The sequence below is a fragment of the Microbacterium sp. NPDC091676 genome (assembly GCF_044756645.1).
GTDB lineage: Bacteria > Actinomycetota > Actinomycetes > Actinomycetales > Microbacteriaceae > Microbacterium > Microbacterium paraoxydans_D.
In genome coordinates, this window is record NZ_JBIVTI010000001.1 from 691,311 (window position 1) to 708,342 (window position 17,032).

Below are 17,032 nucleotides of genomic sequence, written 5' to 3' on the forward strand. Positions count from 1 at the left end.
GACCGACCGAGAGGCCCCGCATGACCGCCGACACCGCCCGTTTCGCCACCCGCGCCGTGCACGCCGCGAGAGGCCGGGCCGCTGCCGCCTCCCGCGTGACCCCGATCTACCTGACGGCGGGCTTCGAGTTCGACGACTTCGATCACGCCGCCGACCACTTCGGCACCGGCACCGGATTCGGCTACACACGCATCGGCAACCCCACGGTGCACGCGGTGGAGCGGCAGCTCGCGAACCTGGAGTCCGGTGCCGACGCCGTGCTGGTGGCCAGCGGTCAGGCCGCGGTGACCACCGCTCTGCTCTCGGTCGTGGGGGCGGGCGACCACATCGTCTCCTCGACCCACATCTACGAGGGCACGCGCGGGCTGTTCCTGGACAACCTCGCCCGACTCGGCATCGAGACGACGTTCGTGGACGACATCGCGGACCCGGATGCCTGGCGTGAGGCTGTACGCCCGACGACGAGGGCGCTGTTCGCGGAGTCGCTCGCCAACGCCCGCAACGACGTGCTCGACGTGGCGGCGGTCAGCGCCGTGGCCGACGAGATCGCCGTCCCCCTGATCGTCGACAACACCCTGGCCACGCCCGCCCTCCTCCGACCGCTGGAGCACGGCGCGGCCATCGTGGTGCACTCCGCGTCGAAGTTCCTCGCGGGCCAGGGCGCGGTGCTCGGCGGCGTGGTGATCGACGACGGCCGGTTCGATGCGGAGCGCGCCGGGCACAACGCCCCGCACCTCGTGCTGCCGGGACGCGGTGGCACGCCGAGCGTCTACGCCCGGCACGGCGGTCGCGCGCGCATCGGGTACGCCAGGGAGGCGGTGGCGCCGCGGTTCGGCGCATCGCCCTCGCCTCTCAACGCCTTCCTCATCGGCCAAGGCACCGAGACGCTCGGTCTCCGCGTGGAGCGGCAGTCCCAGAACGCTCTCGCGGTGGCACGCTGGCTCGCCGCGCACGACGCCGTGGAGAGCGTGGACTACGTCGGCCTCCCCTCGCATCCTCACCACGAGACCGCGCTGCGCTACCTCGAGGGCGGATTCGGCTCCATCTTCACCTTCACGCTGCGCGGCGGTCTTCGCGCGGCGCGTCGCTTCGTGGAGGAGGTGTCCGTCTTCACCCACATGACACACATCGGCGACGTGCGGTCGCTCGTGCTGCACCCCGGGACGACCAGCCACGCGCAGCGCACGGACGAGGAACGCCGGATCCTCGGTGTCGGCCCCGGCACCCTGCGGCTGTCGATCGGCATCGAGGACGTCGACGATCTGATCGGCGACCTCGCGCAGGTGCTCGAGGGCGTCCGGGAGACGGTGGCATGAGCCGCCTCCAGCACTTCGGGTGGTTCCTCGCCCGGGGCTTCGGTCCGCAGGGGTGGGGGTACCCGTCCCTGGACTGGGACTACGACTGGACACGCCCGGAGATCTACCAGGAGGCCGCCCGCACCCTGGAGCAGGCCGGTTTCGACCTCGTGATCATCGAGGACAGCCCCTCGCTCGGATCGGCGGACACGATCGACCTGCGCGTGCGTCATGCGTTCGGCGGCCCGAAGCACGACCCCCTGCTGCTCGCACCGTACCTCTTCCAGGCGACCCGTCACCTCGGGGTGGTGCCCACCGTGAACCCGGCGGCCTCGCTGCCCTACACGTCGGCCCGTCAGTTCGCGACCCTGCAGCACCTGAGCGGGCACCGGCTCGGCATCAACGTGGTGACCGACACCGGCAGCGCCCGGCACTTCTCTGCCGCCCCGCAGCTCGGCCACGACGAGGCCTACGACCGTGCCGAGGAATGGCTCGCCGGCATCCGCGCGCTCTGGCGGAGCTGGGACGACGGCGCGCTGGTCGCCGATCCCGAATCGGGGGTCTACGCGGACGGGACGCGCATGCGTCCGGTGCAGCACCGCGGGACCCACTACGACTTCGACGGCCCTCTGAACGCCCTGCCCTTCACGGACGGCGAGCCGGCCATCGTCTCCCCCGGCGGCTCCGGACGCGGCCTGGCGTTCGCGGGGGCGAACTCGGACGTCCAGCTCGCGCTCGCCCCGTTGCACGAGAAGGCGGTGCGGGAGTATCGCCAGCGGGTGCACGACGCGGCTCTCGCCCGCGGACGCCGGGCCGAGGACGTCAAGGTCCTCTTCGCCATCCAGCCCGTGATCACGGCGTCCGCCGAGGAGGCCGACCGGATCGTGGCCGCCTCCGCACACCCGGACGACGCCGCGCTCGCCCAGATCGCCCGGAAGCAGTCGAGCGACCTGGAGACCGACCTCACGGCCCTCGATCTGGACCGCCCGCTCGACCCCTCGATCTTCGGAGCTCACGTCTCCCGCGGGAGCATCCAGCGGCTGATCGGGGATCGTGGGGAGGAGGCCCCGCTCCGCGCGCACCTGACCGCACTGGCCAGGACCGGGCGTCTGCGTGATCGCAGCGGCTTCGTGGGCACCGCGGAGGAGTTCGCCGATCTCGTCGAGGAGCTCGGCGAGTGGGGCAACGACGGCGTGCTCCTCTGGGGCGACTTCCATCCGGTGACGCTGCACCGGACCCTCGACGAGCTCGTGCCGATTCTCCGCCGCCGCGGGCTCCTCCGCCGCGAGTACGCGGACGGCGGCCTGCAGGCCAACCTGCAGGCGTTCTGAACCGCGCCCCGTCGGATCAGTCCCGGATCGCAGCCGTGCGCCTCTCGGTGCGCTTCTCGCGGGACGAGGCGATCAGGCTCGCGACCGTCGCCACCGTCATCGAGACGAGGATCACGGCGAGCGACACCATGTTGTCGATGTCCGGCACCCACTCCACGTGCTCGCCGCCGTTGATGAACGGGAGCTCGTTGACGTGCAGCGCATGCAGGATCAGCTTGATGCCGATGAACCCGAGGATCACGGCGATGCCGTAGTGCAGGTAGCGGAGGCGGTCCAGGAGGTCGCCGAGGAGGAAGTAGAGCTGGCGCAGCCCCATGAGCGCGAAGATGTTGGCGGCGAAGACGAGGAAGCCGTTGGTCGTGATCTCGAAGATCGCCGGGATCGAGTCGATCGCGAAGATGAGGTCGGTGACCCCGATCGTGATGAACACGATGATCATCGGCGTCCACATCCGCTTCCCGTCGACGGTCGTGCGGATCTTCGAGCCGTCGTAGGTCTCGCTGATGTCGATCCGACGGCGGAGCAGCCGGACGATGAAGTTCTCGCGCTTGACGTCGTCCTCGTGCTCGCCTTCCGGCATCGCCTGACGGATGGCGGTGTAGACGAGGAAGGCGCCGAACAGGTAGAAGATCGGCGAGAAGTTCTCGATGATCGTCACGCCGACGAGGATGAACAGTCCGCGCAGGATCAGCGCGATGATGATCCCGACCATCAGCACCTGCTGCTGCAGACGTCGCGGCACCGCGAACTGCGCCATGATCAGCACGAAGACGAACAGGTTGTCGACGGAGAGGCTGTACTCCAGCGCCCACCCGGTGATGAAGTCCCCGGCGTTCTGCCATCCGCCCACGTTCCCCAGCAGCACCGCGAAGAGCAGCGCGAGGCCCACGTAGAACACGACCCACAGGGTCGACTCCTTGGTGGAGGGGATGTGCGGGCGCAGCCGGATGAGGAGCAGGTCGCCGATCAGGATGATCGTGAGGACGACCATCGACGTGATCTCGAACCAGACGGGGATGTCCACGGGCGCTGTGCACCTTTCGCGAGGGGTCGGGAATGAGTCGAAAGTCTCTCCCCCGCAGATGTGCGGCGCGCGCCCGGAGCAGCGATGTCGGTGCTCGTGATGACGTTACGCGCGGATTCGGGATACTCCCTCTCGCCCGGGCCATGCTACCGGAGGTGGGGGTCGTCGGGACGAGGAAGTCGACACACGACTGCGGATCCGGATCCGTGCTGAGACGATGGGACATCCGCCGACACTCTCGAGGGAGAGACACCGAACGGAACCAGGATGCCCGCACAGACGAGTGACCAGCGCTGGGCCGCCCAAGCGGCGGCCGGCGATCAGAGCGCGTTCCGCGCGCTGTACCGTGCCCACGTGCGCCCCGTGTACTGGATCGCCCACGGCATCCTGGGCGCCGCCGCCGACGCGGAGGACGTGACGCAGGAGACCTTCGTGGTCGCCTGGCGCAAGCTTCCGGGCCTGGAGCTGCAGGGAGAGTCGATCCTCCCCTGGCTCGCGACGATCTGCCGCTTCCAGGCGGCGAACCGGCTGCGCCAGCGGCGTCGCGACCAGGCGCACACGACGGACGCGGCCGACGACCAGCTCCCCGACGTCGTCAGCGTCGAGGACCAGGTGATCACGGCAGCGCTCGCCGCCCGGATCGCCGCGGAGGTGGGCACGCTGAGCGCGCTCGACCGGGAGATCTTCCGGCTCTGCGCGTCCGAGGGCTACGCCTACCAGGCCGCCGCCGACGAGCTCGGCGTGACGCACGCCGTCGTCCGGAACCGTCTCTCGCGCGTGCGCACCCAGCTGCGCGGCGCCGTCAAGGAAGTGAGGGACGCATGAACGACCAGACCCCGCAGCAGAGCCTCCCGCCCGTGTCCGACGCGACCGTCGCGCGGATCGAGGAGGCCGTCTTCACCGAGATCAAGGACGAGCGGTCGCCGGTTTCGCCGCGCGCAGAGCGCGCCAGGAGACGTCGACGCCGGTGGCTCACGGCCAGCGGGATCGCGGCGGCCTTCGTCGTCGGGGTCCTGGTGACGCCGCCGATCCTCGGTGCCGTGGGAGGGGGCGGATCGTCCGTGTCCACAGCGGACGGCGTCGTGGGCTGGTCGACCGACGAGGCGGGGTCGGCCGTGGCGGACCGCGCTGTCGAAGGGGCGACCCTGCCCGGTGCCGTCGGATCGGACGCGGCGGCATCCGCCGAGGACGCCAGGGAGATCGTCGCCTCGGCCCAGGCCTCGGTGCAGGTGGAGGACATCGCCGATGCCGCCGCCGCCATCGGCGACCTCGCCGTCGAGCACGGCGGCTACGTCGAGAGCACGGAGGTCGGCAAGGCGGTCGCGACGGATGCCCCCGCCGAGCGGATCCCGGCGGAATCCGGGTACGGCTGGATCACGGTCCGCGTCCCCGCCGACGACCTGACCACGGTGATCGCCGCCCTCGGCGACACCGGCGAGGTGCTGTCGTCCTCCGTCACGAAGCAGGACGTCACCGCCACCGCGATCGATCTCCGTGCCCGCGTGGAGTCGACCCGCGCCTCGGTGCAGCGGCTGACCGAGCTCATGAGCCAGTCGGGCACGGTCGCCGACCTCATCGAGGCCGAGGTCGCGCTCACCGATCGCCAGGCGCAGCTGGAGTCGTACGAACAGCAGCTCGCAGCGCTCGATGATCAGGTCGCCCTGTCGTCCCTCACTGTGGAGCTGTCGCGGGCGGACGCACCGGCCGCGGCGGACCCCGCGGGCTTCGGAGACGGGCTGCGGGCCGGATGGAACGGTCTGGTGGTCTCGCTCAACGCCCTGGTGATCGCGTTCGGCTTCCTCCTCCCCTGGCTCGCGGTGGCCGCTGTCGTCGTCCTGGTCGTGTGGCTCATCCGCCGCGGCCGACGGCGCCGGGCGGCGGCGGACGCTTCCCTCCGCACGGAGGAGTAGCCCGCCGTTCCGCGGTATACAAGAAGTCTTGTGCGTCTCCGCACCGCTGCATAGCCTTCGGGGCGTGGAAGACATCTCCGTGATCACCGCCGTGCACCATCCGCTGCGACGCCGCATCTACGACTACCTCCTGCTGTACGGCACCTCGCAGGTGACGGCGATCGCCCGCGCGCTCGGGAGTCAGGTCGGCAGCATCAGCCATCACCTCCGGATGCTCGAGCGTGCCGGCATCGTCGAACGCGCCGCCGACCCGACCGGCGACCGGCGCACGAGCTGGTGGACGGTCGCACGGCGGGGCCTGACCTGGTCGGTGGAGGACTTCGCCGATTCCCCCGGCGATGCGCTCCTCGCCAGGGAGGCACAGCGGCAGGGCATCCGCATGCAGATCGACCGTCTGCAGCGCTGGCACCGCCGACGAGGGGATCCCGCCGTCGCGGACTACGACGCCTCCAACACGGAGACCACCGCGTGGGCGACCCCGGAGGAGCTGCGCGACCTCTCCGCGCGCGTGCTGGGCGTGGTGCGGGACTGGCAGGCCTCGATCGACGAAGACGACGGCCAGGCGCGCACGCCGGTGTTCTTCTCCGCCCACGCCTTCCCCACGGAACCGTGATGACCGCGCTCACCCCGCCCGTCGAGCTCTCCAGTCCTCCTCCGTTCCGGCGTGACCGGATGGTGCACGCGTGGATCGGCGTGAAGGCTCTGTCCGACGCCGGCGACGCCGTGTGGACGATCGCGTTGGCGTGGACGGCCGTGCAGATCGCCTCCCCCGCCGTCGCCGGACTCATCGTCGCCGCCGGCACGATTCCGCGCGCCCTGGTCTTGCTCTTCGGCGGAGTCATCGCGGATCGCGCCGACGCCCGCCGGGTGATGATCGTCTGCAATGCGGTGCGTGTGGGGGTGCTCGTCGCCGCCGCCGTGTGGACGGTCTCGCATGCGCCCACCGTGCCCGTCCTGCTCGCCGCCGCCGTGGCGTTCGGGGTGTGCGACGCGTTCTACGAACCCTCCGCCGGCACCATCGGGCGGCAGCTGGTACGCACCGACGATCTCCCCTCCTACGCGGCCGTCATCCAGACGGCGTCGCGCCTCGGCACGATGGGTGGCGCCGCACTGGGCGGCCTGCTCGTCGCCCAGGCCGGTCTCGCGGGGAGCGCATCGGCGAACGCGGTGACCTTCGCCCTGGTCGTCGGGTTCCTGGCGATCACCCTCCGCCCGCGGTTCCGGCTCGCCCGGGCCCCGCGCACGTCGTCCCTGCGCGCGATCGGCGCGGCGTTCGCCCATCTCGGAGCGGACCCCACGACGCGAACGCTGGTCATCGCTCTCTCCGGCCTCAACCTCGCGGTCGGCCCGGCGGTCGGCATCGGCCTGGCTCTGCGGGCGCACGCCGAAGGATGGGGAGCTCCCGCGGTCGGCCTCTTCGAGGGACTCCTCGGTCTCGGCGCCGCCGTGGGGGCTGCGACGGTCGCGAGATGGCGGCCGCGCCACGAGGCGCGGAGCGGGTTCGGCGCGCTCCTCGTCCAGGGAGCGGGCATCGTCGCGCTCGGGTTCGGCCCCGCTTGGACGGTGGCCGTCGCCGCCACCGTCGTCGGCGCCACTGCGGGCTACGCCTCCGTGCTGCTGAGCGCGACCTTCGCCGCGACGGTGGACACCGCCTTCCTCGGTCGGATGGGCTCCCTCACCCGGCTCGGCGACGACTGCCTGATGCCGCTCGCGATGGCGGGCTTCGGCGCGCTCGCGACCGTCACCGCCGTCTGGGTGCCGTTCGTCGTGGCCGGTGGCGCGATGATGGCGCTCATGCTCGTGCCGCTCCGCGCTCGCGCGTTCCGGACCCTGTCGCTGCGCGCGGACGACTGACGCGCACGCTCGGGAACGGCGAAAGCCCCCCGGATAACCGGAGGGCTTTCGTCGTGTTGTGTGACCCCAGCGGGATTCGAACCCGCGTTACCGCCGTGAGAGGGCGGCGTACTAGGCCGCTATACGATGGGGCCGTCTTGCGGAACTTTTCCGTTCCGCGACAACCGTTCAAGTATGCCACGGCGATTCTCACTGCGCCAAATCGAGGCCACCCCACCCGAGATCCCGGGCGTGGCGCGCCAGTTCCCGTTTGCCGCAGACCCCGGGAAGGAGTTGACTCGTCTCATGCGCGTCACCAAGTTCGAACATGCCACCCTTCGCCTGGACCAGAACGACGACACCCTCCTGATCGATCCGGGATCCTTCACCGCCCCGCTGCACGACCTCAGCGGACTGGTCGCCATCGTGCTCACGCACGAGCACCCCGACCACTGGACGCCGGAGCACCTCGACCGGATCCTCCGCGCGGCCCCCGGGACCCCGATCTTCGGGCCGGAGGGCGTGGCGAAGGCGGCAGAGGGCTATGAGGTCACCATCGTGTCCCCCGGCGACACCGTGGAGGTCGGCGCCTTCACCCTGCGCTTCTTCGGCGGTACGCACGCGGTGATCCACTCGTCGATCCCGACGATCGACAACGTGGGCGTGCTCGTCAACGACACGTTCTACTACCCGGGCGACTCCTATGCGGTGCCCGAGGGCGTCGAGGTCGGCACCCTCGCCGCGCCGCTCGGAGCCCCGTGGCTCAAGATCGGGGAGGCCATCGACTACGTCCTCGCCGTGAAGCCCCGCCGGGCGTTCGGCACGCACGACATGACCCTGTCCGTGATCGGCAAGAACATGCACCGCCAGCGGCTGCAGTGGGCGACCGAGCAGGGCGGCGGCGAGTTCCTCGTGCTCGAGCCCGGCGACGCCGTGGATCTGTGACCGCACCGCGACGCCTCCTGCCCTCCCCGACGCCGCGGCTCGCCTTCCGGGAGATGACCGCCGACGACCTCGACCAGATGGCGGCGCTCCTCGGGGATCCGGAGGTCATGGCCTACTACCCGGCGCCGAAGTCGCGAACGGAAGCCGCCGCGTGGATCGCGCGCATGCAGCAGCGCTACCGCGAGGACGGCCACGGTCTCTGGATCATCGAGACGCACGACGGGGAGTTCCTCGGCGACTGCGGTCTCACCTGGCAGTCGGTGAACGACTCCCCCGTGCTCGAGGTCGGCTATCACGTCCGCACCGACCGCCAGCGACGCGGCTATGCGACCGAGGCCGCGCGCGCCTGCGTCGACCTCGTCGCGCAGACCTTCGCACCGACACTCCTCACCGCCATCATCCACCCCGAGAACCAGGCGTCACGAGGCGTGGCGGAGAAGCTCGGGATGACCCACATCGCCGATGACCATGCCCATCCGTGGATCGTGCGGACGGTGATGGGGATGACCGTGGAGGCCGCGACCTAGCCCTGAGCGCCGCGCACCCGCAGGTCGCGGGCGAGGTGGTCGCGCTGCTCGACGAGGAGTCGCCGTAGCGCCGCCGGGGCCTCGGGGCTGGCCGAGAGCCAGGCATCGACGAGGTCCAGCGACGACCGGGCGGGGAACAGCCCGATCACCAGTCGACGAGCGATCTCGATGCTCCGGTCCGTCCACGCGGTCCCGATCCGGTCGAAGTACTCCTCGTCGTACGCCTCGATGTGGTCGCGGCGGCCGCCGGCGCGGAACCCGCCGATCTCGGCATCGAGGTGGTCGTTGGTCAGCGACCGGTCGTCCCACGCGGCCGTCCAGGCGGCGGCACGCACCGCCGCGTCAGGAACGGAGGCGCGGGCGCGGCGCGCCGCGGTGCGCCCGTCGCCGGTGTCGTCCCGCTGCTCCTCGGCCGCGATGTCCGCGAGGTCGGCATGACCCGTCGTGACGAGGGCCGTGAGGAGCTGCCACCGGAGGTCGGGATCGACGACGAGACCTTCCGGCACGTCGCCGTCGAGCAGGCTGCGGATCTCAGCGTGGTGGACGTCGTCGTACGCCGAGGCAGCCGCCAGTGCGCGCGCCCAGGAGAGCTGGGCATCGCTGCCGGCCTCCGCCTCCTGCAGAGCCGACCAGGTGCCTTCCGTCCAGGCGCGCTGCTCCGCGGCGCGTCGGTCGTCGGGGACGAAGTGCCGCAGCGCGAAAGCGGCGTCGAGGAGCGCCGCGGCCAGCAGGCCGCCGTTGGACTCCCGCGGGGCGTGCGCACGCACGATGGCGACGAAGCGGGCCGCCTCGAGCTCACCGTCACGGGTCGCATTCCACAGCGACGACCACACCAGCGCACGGGCGAGCGGATCCTCGATGTCGGACAGCGACTCCTCGACGGTACGGAGGGACCGCTCGTCGAGGCGCGCCTTCGCATAAGTGAGGTCGTCGTCGTTGAGCAGCACGAGATCGGCCTCCGGGAGCTCGATCCCGACGCGCTCCCCGATCAGGTCCAGCTCCCGCTGCTCCCGCCGCACGATCCGCCCGTCGACCCGGTCGTACAGGCCGACCCGCAGGCGGTGCGGACGCACATCGTCCTGCACGAGGTGGTGTCCTCCGTCGGCGTCGCCCTCCGTCCAGATCGTCGAGACGCCCGTGGTCTGCAGCCAGGCGGCAGCCCAGTCGGTCATGTCCCGGCCGGACACCGCGCTGAGCTCGACGAGGAAGTCGTCGAGGGTGGTGTTGCCGAACGCGTTGGCTGCGAAGTACCGCCGGGCGCCCTCGAAGAACGCCTCGTCGCCCACGAAGGCGACGAGCTGCTTCAGCACCGAGGCACCCTTGGCGTAGGTGATGCCGTCGAAGTTCAGCTTCGCGGCTTCGAGGTCGGGGATGTCGGCGACGATGGGGTGCGTCGTCGGCAGCTGGTCCTGCTGATAGGCCCAGGCCTTGCGCCGCATGGCGAACGTCACCCAGGCGTCGTGGAACCGGGTGGCCACCGCCGAGGCGTGCGATCCCATGTAGTCGGCGAAGGACTCCTTGAGCCAGAGGTCGTCCCACCACGTCATCGTGACGAGGTCGCCGAACCACATGTGCGCCATCTCGTGGAGGATCGTGTTGGCCCGGCTCGCCCGCTGCGCCTCGGTGGCGGCACCGCGTGAGAGATAGCCCTCCGTGAAGGTGACCAGACCGGGGTTCTCCATCGCGCCGAGGTTGTACTCGGGGACGAAGATCTGGTCGTACTTGCCCCACGGGTAGGGATAGGCGAAGGCGTCGGTGAAGAAGTCGAGCCCCTGCCGGGTGACCTCGAGGATCTCGTCGGCCTCGAGGTGCTCGACGAGCGAACGGCGGACGAGCACGCCGAGGGCCACCCGCTGCTCGTCTCTGGTCCACTCCCCGTCGACACGGGCGTACGGGCCGGCCGCGACGGCCGTGATGTAGCTGGAGATCGGCAGCGTGGGGGCGAACTGCACCCGCTGCACGCCGACGCCGAGGTCCACGTGTGCCGGCGACTGGTTCGAGAGCACCTCCCACCCGGACGGTGCGTCGACGACGAAGGTGTACTCCGCCTTCATGTCGGGCTGCTCGAAGCAGGCCATCACCCGACGGGAGTCCGCGGGCTCGTACTGGGTGTACAGGTAGGTGCGGTCGTCTGCCGGGTCGTGGAACCGGTGCAGGCCCTCCCCCGACCGGCTGTAGGCACCGACCGCCTCGACCAGGACGACATTGGAGGCCGCGAGGCCGTCGATCGTGAGGCGCGCCCCGTCGTAGACGACGTCCCGCTCCTGCCCGTTCACCTCGACGCGCCGGACCTCCTCGCCGATGAAGTCCAGCCACGTGCTCTGGACGGTCGCATCCAACTCCAGGACGGTCGTGGTGGGGAAGCCCGTGCGCGCCCGCTCCGGGGCTCCGGTCAGGTCCAGCTCGACGCGGATGCGGTGCAGGGTGATCGCAGCGGATCGCGCCGCGGTCTCCTCACGGGTCAGGTTCGCGGTGTGCATCCCCCCATCCTGGCATCTTCCCGGCGACGACCGGGGAGCGTCTGCGCGCTCACACGGCCGCGAGCCGATGTCCGATCGCCGCATAGAGACGGTGCGAGGCGGCTCTTCGCGCCGCGGCCTCGGCCTCGTCTCCCCGGGCAGCCGCAGCGCGCGCGAGGATCGCGTCGCTGCGTGCCACCTCGGCCCGATCGCCCGTCGCCTCCGCGACGCTGCGCGCCTCGCGCGCATGACGGTCCGCATGCGCCCAGCGGGTGGCGTCCGCAGCGGCGCCCTGCACGAGGATCTCGGCGAGCGAGTTCGCCGCCTCCGTCGCGATGAGCGGCGACCCGGCCTGCTCGGCCGCCGCGAGCACCCGTTCGGCGTCGGCCGCCGCCGTGGCCGTCTCTCCTCGGCGACCCCGGATGCGCGCGGAGAGCAGGTCGAGGTCGGCGGAGGTGCCGAATTCGGCTGCCACCCGCAGCGTCTCCGCGGCATCGGCGCAGCGGAGCTCGGCGAGCCCGTCGTCACCGCGCGCCTCCGCCACGAGTGCCAGCGTCCGACGAACGAACGGGAGGGACGCCACGCTCGACGCGGCGAGAAGCTCCTGCAGCTCCGCCTCGGCTTCGTCCAGGCGCCCGACCGCCAGCAGGAGCAAGGGGCGATTCCCGCGCACGACGGCGATGTTGAGGTCGTCCCCCTCGGCGACGGCCATGCGCAGCGCCGTGGCGTACCCCTCCTCCGCCTCCGGGTAGCGGGCGAGGATGCGAAGCGTGTCCGCGTGATTCCCCGTGGCGCGTCCCTCGACCACCCGGTCGCCCGCCTCCCGGGCGATGTCGACGGCCCGGCGATAGGACGCGAGGGCGTCTTCCAGATGGCTCATCCACCGCTGGACGTTGCCGATCTGGTTCCAGGTACGCGCCAGCGCCGCGCCCTCGGCGATCCGGCGCACGCGATGCAGGGTGATGAGGGCTTCGTCCAGCCGGCCCAGCTTCTCGGCACCGTGCGCGACCCCGAGGGCGATCTCGGGCACGAGCTCCAGCCCGCGACCACGGGCGGCGAGGTCGTGCAGCTCGAGGGACTCGCTCCACAGGGACCACCGCGCCAGGCCCGGGTGCGCGTCCAGCGCCAGACGCTCCACCGCGCCGTCCAGCTCGTGTTCGCGCGCGGCGGCGGCCACCGCGAGCACCGTGTTCACCTCCCGAGCGGCATAGTCGGGGTCGTCCGCGATCCGGTCGAGCACCGCCTGCGCCGCCCGCTGCACGAACCTCCGCCGCGTCGAGGACGGCCGCAGCGCGCGCGACCGCTCCGCCGCGAAGGCGAACACGGTGTCGTGCATGCTCACCCGCCCCGCATGCCGTTCGAGCAGGTGCCGGGCCTGCAGACGCCCCAGCGCTTCCTCCGCCTCCCGCCCCACGGCAGCGCGCAGCACGTCCTCGTCGATGTCGCGATCCAGCAGGGCGGCATCCGCGAGGGCCTCGGCGTCCGCGGACGGCAGGGACCGCGTGGCGGCTTCGAGGACAGGACGGATGCGCGCATCCCGCGGCTCGTTCTCGAAGCGGGAGGCGAGATCGTCGAAGGACCACCCCGGGTGCTCCCTCACGATGCCGGCGAGCATCGCGAGGTCCAGCGGGAGGCCGCCGCCGACGGCGACGATCCGTCCGAGCGCCTCGCCGTCGATGCCGTCTCCCCGGACGGGAGTGACGGCACCGTCGTCGTCGAGCAGGGCCGTCAACAGGCGGCGCGCATCCGCGTCCTCCATCGGCGGCACCACGACGTGCGTCACTCCGACGCCGCCGCCCGGGATCCGTCTGTCGAGGTCGCGCAGGTCGCGGCGCGTCGTGACGAGGAAGCGGACGCCGGGGACGAGCAGAGCCGCCAGCCGGTGGGCGTCGCCGGCGTCCTCGATCACGACCGTCGTCCGACTCGCGAGGCGGGAGAGCTGCGCACGCAGCCGTGCGAGCTCATAGGGCAGCGAACGGGCACCGAGTGCCGCCAGCATGCGGCGCAGGATGTCCACGGGGTCGGGAAGCGGACGATCGGACAGCGACTCGCGGAGCTCGACCGTGAGCACCGGCCCCGGCCCCGCCACCGCAGACGCGAGCGTCGTCTTGCCCACGCCGGGAAGCCCCGACAGGACGACGACCCCGGTGTCCGGGATCGACGCGATCAGCGTCTCCCGACCGATCGCGGTGCCGGAACTCTCGCGCGGCCCGAGAGCCACCTCCACATGCACCCCCGAGCGTTCGCCGTTCAGAGTGCGCGCCGCGGTGCGCCACCGCTCCGCCTCCGCGCGCTCGCCGCCGAGCGCGCGCACGATATCGCCGACGAGGCGATCGTCGACGCGTCGGCGCCCCGGTCGGAAACAGTCGTAGACCGTCACCTTGGCCGGCTCCTCCCCACCGCGGAGGTCTCCGATCCGCCGTGCGATCTCCGCATAGGAGGGGGTGTCCGCCGCCGCCCGCAGACGCCCGAGCCCCGTACTGAGCTCATCGAGCGTGCGAGGGGCGGGCATGATCCCGAGCCTAGGGCAGCCGTCCGGCGGGCGGTCGTTCGGAGTCGTTCGGGCTTCCCCGCCGGTCCGGCAGCCCTCCCTACTCTCGGTTCCGGAGCGAGCCCCGCCCCGGACCAAGGAGAGACAGGCCATGACCACACGCGCATCGATCGCCGCGAAGCTCGACGACTTCGCCTTCCAGAAGGTGAACTTCGGCGGCTTCCTGATGAACAAGCGCGCCAAGAACTCCCATGCCCTCTGGACCCGCGCCTCCGACAAGGGCGTGACGGAGCTCTCGATCCTCACCTCGCGCGACTTCGGCGAGGGCAACGTGTACGACGTCGCCGCGTTCACGCTCGACGGCAACGTGCCGGAGCAGACGCTCGCCGAGATGCGGACGCAGGCCGACCGCCTCGCCGACAGCATCAATCTGCGCGAGCACGGCTACGTGTACACGTGCCTGGAGCCGTGGGACGGCGGCGGTTCGATCTGGATCTCGAAGAAGCCCGAGTTCCGCGCGCTGAGCCGGGTCGAGGACGGCATCCACGTCATCCCGATCCAGCGCCTGAGCGGTCTGGGCGAGCCGCGCTGGCTGGCGTGGGCCCGCGATGCCGGACAGCTCCACATCGCGATCGTCTACAAGCCCTGACGGTGGCGCCGCAGCACCACACCGGATCGGCGGGCGCATCGGGGGGCGCGCCCGCCGTCCTCCTCCTCGCGGGGCTTTCCCTCGCCTACCTGGGCATCGCCGCGGTCGTCGCCCTGTACCTCCTCCCGGTCGGATTCGGCCTGCACGGGACAGTGCTGCTCGCCGCCCAGCTCGCGGTGATCCTGGGCGGCGCCCTGCTCGTCGGCACCACCGCTACCCGCATCCGCCGCCATCAGCGGCAGCGTGCGGCACTGATCGAGCTCGCCGGGGCCTCCGGTTGGCGTTATCGACCCGACGTCGGCGATCGTCTGTGGGGAGGTTCGATCGACGAGCAGATCGACCGCGGGAATCGCACGGCCACGGATCTCCTCGATGCGCGCGACGCCGAGATCCCGTTCGACTCCGTCGAGCGCACGTTCGTCACCGGTGACGGCGAGGGATCGACCATGCACACGGTCCGCGCGGTGCGGATCCCGTTGCCAAGCGAGGTGCCGCGCATCGCCTTGCGGTCGCGCCGTGGCGCGGGAGCCCTGAGTCTCCTGCCGCGTCGTCCCCGCGGACGGACGGAGCTGCGCCTGGAGGGGAACTTCAGCGACGTGTTCGAGGTGTCCGTGCCTGCGGGCTCCGAGACCGCGGCGCTCTACGTGCTGACCCCCGACCTGATGGCCGTGCTCCTCGACGCCAGCGCCGACCTCGATCTCGAACTCGTCGACAGCACCCTGCACGTGTACTTCCCCGCGCTCGATCTCACCCGTCCCGCGGAGCTCAGCCGGTTCCTCACGGCGATCGCGGTGCTGCACGAACGGTTCGGACGGCGCACGCTGCTCTACCGCGACGAGGCCGCCGAACCCCTGGATCCGGAGGCGGTGCGCCGGGCCGGCGACACATTGGCACCCCGGGCCCGACACCTCGAGACCCGGACCCGCGGGGTGCCGGTGCTCGCCGCGGTCCTCACGCCGCTCGTGCCCCTCGTCATCGCCGCCGTGTGGCTGTTCCTCGCCGGTTGACCTTGCGCGACGTCTCCGGTCCGCCCAGCAGCCGCCGGATCGCCGTCTCCGGAGTCACGTCGAGATCGAGCGTCCGCCCCCGGCCGTACTGCCGGAACACGCGGGGATCGATGTAGCTGTTGCGGGCGACCGCGGTCGTGTTGCCGAGGGCGGTCGCCGCCGCCTGCACCGCGAGGCGTTCGGCCTGGTTGCGCTGACCGCGGCGGTCGAGGGCTCCGATGCGGGCGAGGGCATCCGCAGCGATGATCGTGCCGTGCAGCGTCCGGAAGTCCTTGGCGGAGAAGCTGGCACCCAGCACGTCCTTGAGGTACGTGTTGACCTCGGCAGGCGTGATCTTCACCCGCCGCCGACCCTTCCGGTACGCCAGGAGGAAGGCGGTCGAGGCACCGCTCGCGAAGTCGGTGAGGGCTTCGGCGAGGGATTCGTCGGTGATCTCGATCGCGGCGGTCTGTCCGCTCTTCGCCGGGAAGGAGAGGGCGACGTCGCCGCCGTCGATGCGGACGTCGCGGCGGCGGAGCGTGGTCAGGCCCCGGCTGCCGTGGCGCGCCAGGTAGCGTTCCGAACCGATCCGCAGCGCGGCGTCGTCGAGGAGGCGGAAGGCGATCGCGAGGGCGCGCTCCTTCGTCTGCCCGTCCTCCTTGAGAGCCTTCGTGACCTGCGCCCGGGCGCTGGGCAGGGCCGCGGCGAGGTCCAGCGCACGGACGAACTTGCGACGGTCGCGGGAGACCCGCCAGAGCGGGTGGTAGAGGTACTGCTTGCGCCCGGCGGTGTCGATCCCCACGGCCTGGATGTGCGCGAGCGGGTCGGCCGCGATCCACACGTCCTGCCACGCCGGAGGGATCACCAGGTCGCTGATGCGTTCGCGATCCGCCTCGGGCGCCGGCTCCCCCGTCGGATCGACGTACCGGAATCCCGAGCTCGTCCGCTTCCGTGTGAAACCCGGGTCCTGACCGGGTACCACTCGCACCAGTCGCGCCATGCGTCTCTCCTCCCGCCGTGCAGCTCCTCCGAGTGTGGAGCGACCGCGACCTCGGCGGGAAGGGAGTGGCGTCTCACCCCGCCGGCGTGCTATCCACGTCGGCGTCCTTCGCGAAGACCGCTCGCATGTGGTCGCTGGTGAGGAAGTCCGCGATGCCGATCATGATCAGGCTGAAGACGATCTGCTCGGTGACCATCCAGACGGGATAGAGGCCGGGGATCGCCGCCATGACGAGCGTGATGACCGGGAAGATCTGCGCGAACAGCCGCAGCCGGAGGTAGGCCCAGCGCCATCCGCGACGCGCGCGCCACGCGAAGTAGAACAACGTCGCCGTCATCGCCAGCACCACGAGAGTGCGCATCCACACGGCGAAGGGCACGCTGTCGCCGTCGGCGGCGAGCACCAGGGCGACCACCACGGCGCCCACCCCGAGCACCAGCTCGGCGACGAGCAGCCAGAGGATCCAGGCGAAGGCGCGGACGGTCCGCGGATGGGTGCGACCGGCGTCGCTGATCAGCACGCCGGCCTGCCGCCCACCCGCGATCCGGTCGAGGCGGAGGAAGAGCGGTTCGAGGGCCATGC

Annotated in this window: 15 protein-coding genes and 1 tRNA gene; 10 read left to right on the plus strand and 6 right to left on the minus strand. The window is 71.4% G+C overall.

The annotated features are described in order from the left end of the window. Positions 1 to 20: 20 nt before the first annotated feature. Positions 21 to 1,316: an O-acetylhomoserine aminocarboxypropyltransferase/cysteine synthase family protein gene (locus ACIQID_RS03560; protein WP_400282037.1), complete on the plus strand. Its 1,296-nt coding sequence runs from the start codon at positions 21 to 23 to the stop codon at positions 1,314 to 1,316. Beyond that, the gene (locus ACIQID_RS03565) at positions 1,313 to 2,626 is read left to right on the plus strand and encodes an LLM class flavin-dependent oxidoreductase (protein ID WP_400282040.1); all 1,314 of its coding nucleotides are present in this window, start codon (positions 1,313 to 1,315) and stop codon (positions 2,624 to 2,626) included. The genes ACIQID_RS03560 and ACIQID_RS03565 overlap by 4 nt, the downstream gene beginning before the upstream one ends. A gap of 16 nt (positions 2,627 to 2,642) precedes the next feature. Here ACIQID_RS03565 and ACIQID_RS03570 read toward each other — a convergent pair whose 3' ends face one another. Beyond that, entirely contained in the window at positions 2,643 to 3,650 is a 1,008-nt protein-coding gene (locus tag ACIQID_RS03570) for a TerC/Alx family metal homeostasis membrane protein (protein WP_400282043.1), read from the minus strand. Positions 3,651 to 3,917: 267 nt separating this feature from the next. Here ACIQID_RS03570 and ACIQID_RS03575 point away from each other — a divergent pair, with 267 nt between their 5' ends. The 4 genes from ACIQID_RS03575 to ACIQID_RS03590 all read left to right on the plus strand — a co-directional run bounded on the left by ACIQID_RS03575 (position 3,918) and on the right by ACIQID_RS03590 (position 7,414). Beyond that, complete coding sequence (locus ACIQID_RS03575) at positions 3,918 to 4,475, plus strand: RNA polymerase sigma factor (protein WP_400282046.1); 558 nt, start codon at positions 3,918 to 3,920, stop codon at positions 4,473 to 4,475. Beyond that, a complete protein-coding gene (locus tag ACIQID_RS03580) occupies positions 4,472 to 5,560 on the plus strand; it encodes a DUF4349 domain-containing protein (RefSeq protein WP_400282049.1) in 1,089 nt (362 codons plus the stop codon). Before ACIQID_RS03575 ends, ACIQID_RS03580 begins: the two co-directional genes overlap by 4 nt. 64 nt (positions 5,561 to 5,624) lie before the next feature. Then, a complete protein-coding gene (locus ACIQID_RS03585; protein ID WP_400282052.1) occupies positions 5,625 to 6,173 on the plus strand; it encodes a helix-turn-helix domain-containing protein in 549 nt (182 codons plus the stop codon). Continuing rightward, complete coding sequence (locus ACIQID_RS03590; RefSeq protein WP_400282055.1) at positions 6,173 to 7,414, plus strand: MFS transporter; 1,242 nt, start codon at positions 6,173 to 6,175, stop codon at positions 7,412 to 7,414. The genes ACIQID_RS03585 and ACIQID_RS03590 overlap by 1 nt, the downstream gene beginning before the upstream one ends. 61 nt (positions 7,415 to 7,475) lie before the next feature. On the opposite strand, the gene ACIQID_RS03595 is transcribed toward ACIQID_RS03590, so the two are convergent. Then, positions 7,476 to 7,548 (minus strand) — tRNA-Glu (locus tag ACIQID_RS03595). Between the two features lie 151 nt (positions 7,549 to 7,699). On the opposite strand from ACIQID_RS03595, the gene ACIQID_RS03600 reads away from it, so the two are divergent. Both ACIQID_RS03600 and ACIQID_RS03605 read left to right on the plus strand, forming a co-directional pair. Then, positions 7,700 to 8,338, plus strand: a complete 639-nt coding sequence (locus tag ACIQID_RS03600; RefSeq protein WP_331202764.1) for an MBL fold metallo-hydrolase — start codon at positions 7,700 to 7,702, stop codon at positions 8,336 to 8,338. Beyond that, a complete protein-coding gene (locus tag ACIQID_RS03605; protein ID WP_400282058.1) occupies positions 8,335 to 8,865 on the plus strand; it encodes a GNAT family N-acetyltransferase in 531 nt (176 codons plus the stop codon). The genes ACIQID_RS03600 and ACIQID_RS03605 overlap by 4 nt, the downstream gene beginning before the upstream one ends. On the opposite strand, the gene pepN is transcribed toward ACIQID_RS03605, so the two are convergent. Beyond that, on the minus strand, positions 8,862 to 11,345 hold the full coding sequence (gene pepN / locus ACIQID_RS03610) for an aminopeptidase N (protein ID WP_400282061.1): 2,484 nt from the start codon (positions 11,343 to 11,345) through the stop codon (positions 8,862 to 8,864). The two genes, ACIQID_RS03605 and pepN, sit on opposite strands and share 4 nt — an antisense overlap. Before the next feature lie 49 nt (positions 11,346 to 11,394). Continuing rightward, positions 11,395 to 13,836 carry a hypothetical protein gene (locus ACIQID_RS03615; RefSeq protein ID WP_400282064.1) on the minus strand — a complete coding sequence of 814 codons (2,442 nt, stop codon included), beginning with the start codon at positions 13,834 to 13,836 and terminating at the stop codon, positions 11,395 to 11,397. Positions 13,837 to 13,966: 130 nt separating this feature from the next. Here ACIQID_RS03615 and ACIQID_RS03620 point away from each other — a divergent pair, with 130 nt between their 5' ends. Both ACIQID_RS03620 and ACIQID_RS03625 read left to right on the plus strand, forming a co-directional pair. Continuing rightward, on the plus strand, positions 13,967 to 14,464 hold the full coding sequence (locus ACIQID_RS03620) for a hypothetical protein (RefSeq protein ID WP_312672724.1): 498 nt from the start codon (positions 13,967 to 13,969) through the stop codon (positions 14,462 to 14,464). Between the two features lie 2 nt (positions 14,465 to 14,466). After that, positions 14,467 to 15,471: a hypothetical protein gene (locus ACIQID_RS03625; RefSeq protein WP_400282067.1), complete on the plus strand. Its 1,005-nt coding sequence runs from the start codon at positions 14,467 to 14,469 to the stop codon at positions 15,469 to 15,471. On the opposite strand, the gene ACIQID_RS03630 is transcribed toward ACIQID_RS03625, so the two are convergent. Next, the gene (locus tag ACIQID_RS03630) at positions 15,437 to 16,450 is read right to left on the minus strand and encodes a DNA topoisomerase IB (RefSeq protein WP_331202758.1); all 1,014 of its coding nucleotides are present in this window, start codon (positions 16,448 to 16,450) and stop codon (positions 15,437 to 15,439) included. The genes ACIQID_RS03625 and ACIQID_RS03630 overlap by 35 nt on opposite strands. Before the next feature lie 73 nt (positions 16,451 to 16,523). Next, complete coding sequence (locus ACIQID_RS03635; protein ID WP_331202757.1) at positions 16,524 to 17,030, minus strand: hypothetical protein; 507 nt, start codon at positions 17,028 to 17,030, stop codon at positions 16,524 to 16,526. Between the last annotated feature and the right edge of the window lie 2 nt (positions 17,031 to 17,032).

Excerpts from the sequence above, each read along its gene's own strand:
- ACIQID_RS03560 (WP_400282037.1), top strand. The coding sequence starts at position 21 with ATGACCGCCGACACCGCCCGTTTCGCCACCCGCGCCGTGCACGCCGCG.
- ACIQID_RS03565 (WP_400282040.1), top strand. The coding sequence starts at position 1,313 with ATGAGCCGCCTCCAGCACTTCGGGTGGTTCCTCGCCCGGGGCTTCGGT.
- ACIQID_RS03575 (WP_400282046.1), top strand. The coding sequence starts at position 3,918 with ATGCCCGCACAGACGAGTGACCAGCGCTGGGCCGCCCAAGCGGCGGCC.
- ACIQID_RS03580 (WP_400282049.1), top strand. The coding sequence starts at position 4,472 with ATGAACGACCAGACCCCGCAGCAGAGCCTCCCGCCCGTGTCCGACGCG.
- ACIQID_RS03590 (WP_400282055.1), top strand. The coding sequence starts at position 6,173 with ATGACCGCGCTCACCCCGCCCGTCGAGCTCTCCAGTCCTCCTCCGTTC.
- ACIQID_RS03600 (WP_331202764.1), top strand. The coding sequence starts at position 7,700 with ATGCGCGTCACCAAGTTCGAACATGCCACCCTTCGCCTGGACCAGAAC.
- pepN (WP_400282061.1), bottom strand. The coding sequence starts at position 11,345 with ATGCACACCGCGAACCTGACCCGTGAGGAGACCGCGGCGCGATCCGCT.
- ACIQID_RS03615 (WP_400282064.1), bottom strand. The coding sequence starts at position 13,836 with ATGCCCGCCCCTCGCACGCTCGATGAGCTCAGTACGGGGCTCGGGCGT.
- ACIQID_RS03620 (WP_312672724.1), top strand. The coding sequence starts at position 13,967 with ATGACCACACGCGCATCGATCGCCGCGAAGCTCGACGACTTCGCCTTC.
- ACIQID_RS03630 (WP_331202758.1), bottom strand. The coding sequence starts at position 16,450 with ATGGCGCGACTGGTGCGAGTGGTACCCGGTCAGGACCCGGGTTTCACA.
- ACIQID_RS03635 (WP_331202757.1), bottom strand. The coding sequence starts at position 17,030 with ATGGCCCTCGAACCGCTCTTCCTCCGCCTCGACCGGATCGCGGGTGGG.